Source organism: Rahnella sp. NRRL B-41462, from assembly GCF_003263525.1.
Lineage (GTDB): Bacteria > Pseudomonadota > Gammaproteobacteria > Enterobacterales > Enterobacteriaceae > Rahnella > Rahnella aceris.
In genome coordinates, this window is sequence record NZ_JYDF01000180.1 from 1 (window position 1) to 6,639 (window position 6,639).

Annotated in this window: 6 protein-coding genes; all 6 read left to right on the top strand. The window is 54.7% G+C overall.

What is annotated here, in order from left to right; genetic code table 11:
- The first annotated feature begins 57 nt into the window (after positions 1-57).
- The 6 genes from livH to ugpB all read left to right on the top strand — a co-directional run bounded on the left by livH (position 58) and on the right by ugpB (position 6,612).
- Positions 58-984 carry a high-affinity branched-chain amino acid ABC transporter permease LivH gene (livH, locus tag UC14_RS26280; RefSeq protein ID WP_013577467.1) on the top strand — a complete coding sequence of 309 codons (927 nt, stop codon included), beginning with the start codon at positions 58-60 and terminating at the stop codon, positions 982-984.
- The gene (locus tag UC14_RS26285) at positions 981-2,270 is read left to right on the top strand and encodes a high-affinity branched-chain amino acid ABC transporter permease LivM (RefSeq protein WP_112152570.1); all 1,290 of its coding nucleotides are present in this window, start codon (positions 981-983) and stop codon (positions 2,268-2,270) included. Before livH ends, UC14_RS26285 begins: the two co-directional genes overlap by 4 nt.
- The gene (gene livG / locus UC14_RS26290; protein ID WP_013577465.1) at positions 2,267-3,037 is read left to right on the top strand and encodes a high-affinity branched-chain amino acid ABC transporter ATP-binding protein LivG; all 771 of its coding nucleotides are present in this window, start codon (positions 2,267-2,269) and stop codon (positions 3,035-3,037) included. Before UC14_RS26285 ends, livG begins: the two co-directional genes overlap by 4 nt.
- Positions 3,038-3,064: 27 nt before the next feature.
- A complete protein-coding gene (gene livF / locus UC14_RS26295) occupies positions 3,065-3,766 on the top strand; it encodes a high-affinity branched-chain amino acid ABC transporter ATP-binding protein LivF (protein WP_013577464.1) in 702 nt (233 codons plus the stop codon).
- Between the two features lie 131 nt (positions 3,767-3,897).
- Positions 3,898-5,085 carry a PLP-dependent aminotransferase family protein gene (locus UC14_RS26300; RefSeq protein ID WP_112198750.1) on the top strand — a complete coding sequence of 396 codons (1,188 nt, stop codon included), beginning with the start codon at positions 3,898-3,900 and terminating at the stop codon, positions 5,083-5,085.
- 213 nt (positions 5,086-5,298) lie between these two features.
- A complete protein-coding gene (gene ugpB, locus UC14_RS26305; protein WP_013577459.1) occupies positions 5,299-6,612 on the top strand; it encodes a sn-glycerol-3-phosphate ABC transporter substrate-binding protein UgpB in 1,314 nt (437 codons plus the stop codon).
- Positions 6,613-6,639: the final 27 nt, after the last annotated feature.

Sequence of the window (6,639 nt, forward strand, 5' to 3'; positions counted from 1 at the left end):
CTTCGCAGGGGGAGGAGTAGCACAAGTTATCAAACCCTTGATTAATAAGGATAGGGTATGTCAGAGCAGTTCCTCTATTTCATTCAGCAGATGTTCAACGGTGTCACGTTGGGCAGTACTTATGCGCTGATCGCCATTGGTTACACCATGGTTTACGGCATTATCGGCATGATCAACTTCGCCCACGGCGAGGTGTATATGATCGGCAGTTATGTCTCCTTTATTGTTATCGCCGCCCTGATGATGATGGGTATCGACGCCAGCTGGTTGCTGATCGGTGCCGGTTTTATCGCCGCGATTGTAATTTCCAGTGCCTATGGCTGGAGTATTGAACGCGTGGCGTATAAGCCGGTGCGTAACTCCAAGCGGTTGATTGCACTGATTTCTGCCATCGGGATGTCAATTTTTCTGCAAAACTACGTCAGCCTCACGCAGGGCTCACGCGATCTCGCCTTACCGAGTCTGGTGACCGGCCAGTGGAAACTGGGTGAAACCAACGGCTTTGCGGCGACCATCAGCACCATGCAGCTGATTATCTGGGTCGTCACGTTTGTCGCGATGCTGGCGCTGACGCTGTTCATCCGTTATTCGCGTATGGGTCGCGCCTGTCGTGCCTGCGCCGAAGACCTCAAAATGGCCAGCCTGCTGGGGATCAGCACTGACCGCGTGATTTCGCTAACCTTCGTCATTGGCGCGTTAATGGCGGCCGTAGCGGGCGTTCTGCTCGGTCAGTTCTACGGCGTAATCAATCCGTATATCGGCTTCATGGCCGGTATGAAAGCTTTCACCGCCGCGGTTCTTGGTGGGATCGGCAGTATTCCGGGGGCGATGATCGGCGGCCTGATTCTGGGCGTGGCTGAAGCGCTGACCTCAGCGTATCTGAGCACCGAATACAAAGACGTGGTTTCCTTTGCACTGCTGATCGTCGTGTTGCTGGTGCTGCCGACCGGTATTCTGGGTCGTCCGGAGGTTGAGAAAGTATGAAGCGCCTGAATCTGTTAAATGCGCTGGTCTCCGCTTTCGTCCTGCTGGTGCTGGCCGCATTCATCATGGGATTGCAGCTGAGCCTCGACGGCACAAAACTGGTGGTCAACGGCGCCGGTGAAGTGCGCTGGACGTGGATTGCCATCGGCTGCGCCATCGTGTTCGTATTCCAGCTATTCCGCCCGATGGTCAGCAGCGGCCTGAAAAAGGTCTCGGGTCCGGGCTGGGTTTTGCCGAGCTTTGATGGCTCGACGCCGAAACAAAAACTGCTGGCGCTGGTGCTGATTATCGCCGCTATCGCCTGGCCGTTTATCGTCTCGCGCGGCACGGTGGATATCGCCACGCTGACGCTCATCTACATAATGCTCGGCCTCGGTCTGAACGTGGTGGTCGGATTGTCCGGCCTGCTGGTGCTGGGTTACGGCGGCTTTTATGCCATCGGCGCTTACACCTACGCGCTGCTCAATCACTATTACGGCATCGGATTCTGGGAGGCCTTACCGCTGGCCGGTCTGGTATCGGCGGCGTTTGGTTTCCTGCTTGGCTTCCCGGTTCTGCGGCTGCGCGGTGACTATCTGGCGATTGTGACGCTGGGCTTTGGGGAAATCGTCCGCATCCTGCTGCTCAATAATACCGAACTGACCGGCGGACCGAACGGCATCAGCCAGATCCCGAAACCCACGCTGTTCGGGCTGGAATTCAGCCGGACACCGCGCGACGGCGGCTGGGATACCTTCAGCAACTTCTTTAATGTTACGTATGATCCCAGCGACCGCATTATTTTCCTGTACATGGTGGCGCTGTTGCTGGTGCTCGCCACATTGTTCATCATCAACCGTTTGCTACGTATGCCGCTCGGCCGTGCATGGGAAGCCTTGCGTGAAGATGAAATTGCCTGCCGTTCACTGGGCCTGAACCCGACCCGCATCAAACTGACCGCGTTCACCATCAGCGCTGCGTTTGCTGGTTTTGCCGGTACGCTGTTTGCGGCGCGTCAGGGCTTTGTCAGCCCGGAATCCTTCACCTTTGCGGAATCCGCTTTCGTGCTGGCTATCGTCGTGCTCGGCGGGATGGGCTCGCAGTTTGCAGTCATTCTGGCGGCTATTTTGCTGGTGGTTTCCCGCGAACTGATGCGTGATCTCAACGAGTACAGCATGTTACTGCTCGGCGCATTAATGGTGCTGATGATGATCTGGCGTCCGCAGGGATTACTGCCGATGAAGCGCCCGCAACTGAAACTGAAGCTGTCTAAGCAACAAATCGCGGATCAGGGGGAAAAGGCATGAGTACGCAACCTCTGTTAGCGGTTGAAGGGTTGATGATGCGTTTTGGCGGCCTGCTGGCGGTCAACAATGTGGCGCTGAACCTCAATCAGGGCGAAATTGTTTCGCTGATCGGCCCGAACGGTGCCGGTAAAACCACGGTATTTAACTGCCTGACCGGTTTCTACAAACCGAGCGGCGGCACCATTAAACTGCGTGATCAGCATCTGGAAGGTTTACCGGGGCAGAAAATTGCCCGCATGGGCGTGGTACGTACTTTCCAGCACGTGCGTCTGTTCCGTGAAATGACGGTGATCGAAAACCTGCTGGTCGCGCAGCATCAGCACCTGAAAAGCGGCGTGCTGGCTGGGCTGTTCAAAACGCCGGGCTTCCGTCGCGCTGAAGCCGATGCTTTGGATCGCGCTGCTGACTGGCTGGAACGTGTCGGATTGCTCGAGCTGGCAAACCGTCAGGCGGGTAATCTGGCTTACGGCCAGCAACGCCGTCTGGAAATTGTCCGCTGCATGGTGACGCGTCCTGAAATCCTGATGCTCGACGAACCGGCTGCCGGTCTTAACCCGCGTGAAACCGAAGAGCTGAACCAGCTGATTGCCGAATTGCGTAACCAGCACAACGTGTCTGTTCTGCTGATTGAGCACGACATGAAACTCGTAATGGGTATTTCCGACCGCATCTACGTAGTGAATCAGGGCACGCCGCTGGCACAAGGCACACCGGCTGAAATTCGTAATAATCCTGACGTGATCCGCGCCTATTTAGGCGAAGGTTAATGGGCGAAGGCTAAGGGACAGAACAAGATGTTGTCATTTAATCAGGTATCCGCCCATTACGGCAAAATTCAGGCGCTGCATGAAGTCAGCCTGAGTATTAATAAAGGGGAAATCGTCACGCTGATCGGCGCGAACGGCGCGGGTAAAACCACACTACTTGGCAGTTTATGTGGCGAACCACGTGCGACGAATGGCTCGATTATTTTCGAAGGGAAAGACATCACGCAGTGGCAGACCGCCAAAATCATGCGTGGCGATATCGCGATTGTGCCGGAAGGCCGCCGCGTGTTCTCACGCATGACGGTGGAAGAGAATCTGGCGATGGGCGGTTTCTTTGCCACACGCGATCAGTATCAGGAACGGCTGGAGCGCGTGTTTACGTTGTTCCCGCGCCTGAAAGAGCGTCGTGTGCAGCGGTCAGGCACCATGTCCGGCGGTGAGCAACAGATGCTGGCGATTGGCCGTGCGCTGATGAGCCAGCCACGTTTGCTGCTGCTCGATGAGCCGTCGCTGGGGCTGGCACCCATCATCATCCAGCAGATTTTCGACACTATCCAGCAATTGCGCGAAGAAGGAATGACCATCTTCCTGGTCGAGCAAAACGCCAATCAGGCGCTGAAACTCGCTGATCGTGGTTACGTTCTGGAGAATGGCCATGTGGTGCTGGAAGATACCGGTGCGGCATTGCTGGCGAACGAAGCGGTGCGTGCGGCCTATCTTGGCGCATAAATTGGCATCGGATTTTAAAAATCTGTGTTAAATCTAACAAACCGCACGGCAAGCGCTTTGCGGTTTTTATTTTGTCTATAAATTAACATCTCTTACATTCGTATAACTTTGCACATCATCAGGAACATGTCATGAACACAGAAGGTTTACTCGCCGCCCGTATGGTCAGGCTTAAAAGTTCAGCCATCCGGGAATTGCTGAAACATAGCAAGATGGAAGGCGTTATTTCGCTGGCGGGTGGTATTCCTTCTTCGGCGCTTTTTGATTTCGACGGCCTGCGTGAAGCCACACATCTGGCCATTACTGAACAGCCGGAACATGCGTTCCAGTATGGTCTGACTGAAGGCAGTTATACGCTGCGTGAGCGTATTGCTGAGCTTTGTCAGGAGCGTGGTGTGGTTGCGCAGCCTGAAGATATCGTGGTCACTGCAGGCTCCCAGCAGGCGCTGGATCTGGTGATGCGCGCCGTGGTGAACCCCGATGATGTTTTCGTGGTGGAGCGCCCGACCTATCTGGCGGCGTTACAGACCCTGGAACTGGCCGAAGCTAAACTGCTGTCCGTCGGTTCTGATGGCGACGGCATGATTGTTGATGAGCTGGCGGAACGCCTAAAAACGCAGAAGATTAAAGGCGTGTATCTGGTGCCAACGTTCGGAAACCCGAGCGGCGTAACCCTGAGCCGTGCCCGTCGTGAGCAACTGGTGAAACTGGCAGCACAGCACGAATTCCTGATTGTAGAAGATGACCCGTACGGCGAACTGCGTTTCACCGACGAACGCCAGCCGACGCTGTTTGAGCTGTCGAAAGCGATGTTTGGTCACGCGGATAACATCATCTATACCTCAACGTTTTCCAAAATTCTGGCGCCGGGCCTGCGTCTGGGCTGGGTCATTATGCCAGACTGGTTGCTGCATAAAGTCGCCATCATCAAACAGGCCGCAGATCTGCATGCCAGCGCGCTGTCGCAGACCATTGCGGAATATTATCTCGGTCTGGGTCGTCTGCCGAAGCAGATCGAAACCATCCGTGCGGCGTATAAAAATAAATGCCAGATCATGGCCGGACTGCTGGAACGCGAGCTGGGCGATGTGCTGACGTTTGAATATCCGAAAGGCGGCATGTTCCTGTGGGCGCGTTTCCGCGAGCCGCGTAACTGCGCTGACTGGATGAAAAAGACGCTGGAGCAGGGCGTGGTGTTTGTCCCGGGGGAATTCTTCTATGCCGATAATCCGGATCACTCGACCTTCCGTCTGTCATTCGCCACCGCGACCGAAGAGCAAATGCACGAGGCAGTCGCCCGTTTGAAACGCGCCCTGTAATCCCTCTTTTTTCGTATTCCCTGAGGCGCATTGTTAACCCGATGCGCCTTATTTTTTGCCATCTGTCCGTCACCTGCATTTAACGCTGCTGTAACTTCATTGTCATTTAACGGTTATTTTTCTGTCACTTAACCGTGTCATTTTACCTCCCGACTCTACCCGGCTTACTTCAGGCTGCACTTGCAGCACACCAGCAGAATTCAGGAGACAGGCATGTTCATCAACCTCAAAAAAACGGTCATTGGCACCGCGCTGACGCTGGCTTTCAGCGCCAATGCTTTCGCTGTGACAGAAATCCCTTTCTGGCACTCTATGGACGGCGAGTTAGGCAAAGAAGTGAACTCGCTGGCGGACCGTTTTAACCAGACGCACCCTGATGTCAAAATCATGCCTGTCTACAAAGGCAAATACGATGAAAGCCTGGCGGCCGGTATTGCCGCGTACCGCACCGGTAATGCGCCGGCGATTTTGCAGGTTTACGAAGTGGGCACCGCGACCATGATGGCCAGCAAAGCCATCAAACCGGTTTACGAAGTGTTCAGCGATGCGGGCATTAAAGAAGACGTTTCCCAGTTCGTGCCGACCGTTTCCGGTTATTACTCCGATTCCAAAGGCCGTCTGCTGTCTCAGCCTTTCAACAGCTCCACGCCGGTGCTGTATTACAACAAAGATGCCTTTAAGAAAGCCGGTCTGAACCCGGATCAGCCGCCGAAAACCTGGCAGGATATGGCTGCGTACACCGAGAAATTGCGTGAAGCGGGCATGAAATGTGGTTACGCCAGCGGCTGGCAGGGTTGGATCCAGATTGAGAACTTCAGTGCCTGGCACGGTCTGCCAATCGCCACCAAAAACAACGGCTTCGATGGCACCGATGCGGTTCTGGAATTCAACAAACCAGAGCAAATCAAACACATCCAGATGCTTGAAGATATGAACAAGAAAGGTGATTTCACCTATTTTGGTCGTAAAGACGAATCCACCGCCAAGTTCTATAACGGCGATTGTGCGATGACTACCGCGTCTTCCGGTTCACTGGCTGACATCCGTCAGTATTCTAAATTCAACTACGGCGTAGGCATGATGCCTTACGACGCAGACATCAAAGGCGCACCACAAAACGCCATCATCGGCGGTGCAAGCCTGTGGGTGATGAACGGCAAAGACAAAGACACCTACAAAGGCGTTGCCGAATTCCTGCAATTCCTGACCACGCCGGAAATCGCAGCCGAATGGCATCAGAAAACCGGTTATCTGCCGGTGACGACTGCCGCGTATGAGCTGACCAGGAAAGAAGGCTTCTACGAGAAGAACCCGGGTTCTGACGTCGCCACCCGCCAGATGCTGAACAAGCCACCGTTGCCGTTCACCAAAGGTCTGCGTCTGGGCAACATGCCTCAGATCCGTACCATCCTGGATGAAGAACTGGAAAGCGTGTGGAGCGGCAAGAAAACGGCCAAAGAAGCGTTAGACACTGCAGTACAGCGCGGGAACTTACTGTTACGTCGCTTCGAAGCTTCTACTAAGTAATCCAGTTTTGCTCCCTCCCCTGCGAAG

Excerpts from the sequence above, each read along its gene's own strand:
- livH (WP_013577467.1), top strand. The coding sequence starts at position 58 with ATGTCAGAGCAGTTCCTCTATTTCATTCAGCAGATGTTCAACGGTGTC.
- ugpB (WP_013577459.1), top strand. The coding sequence starts at position 5,299 with ATGTTCATCAACCTCAAAAAAACGGTCATTGGCACCGCGCTGACGCTG.
- livG (WP_013577465.1), top strand. The coding sequence starts at position 2,267 with ATGAGTACGCAACCTCTGTTAGCGGTTGAAGGGTTGATGATGCGTTTT.
- UC14_RS26285 (WP_112152570.1), top strand. The coding sequence starts at position 981 with ATGAAGCGCCTGAATCTGTTAAATGCGCTGGTCTCCGCTTTCGTCCTG.
- livF (WP_013577464.1), top strand. The coding sequence starts at position 3,065 with ATGTTGTCATTTAATCAGGTATCCGCCCATTACGGCAAAATTCAGGCG.
- UC14_RS26300 (WP_112198750.1), top strand. The coding sequence starts at position 3,898 with ATGAACACAGAAGGTTTACTCGCCGCCCGTATGGTCAGGCTTAAAAGT.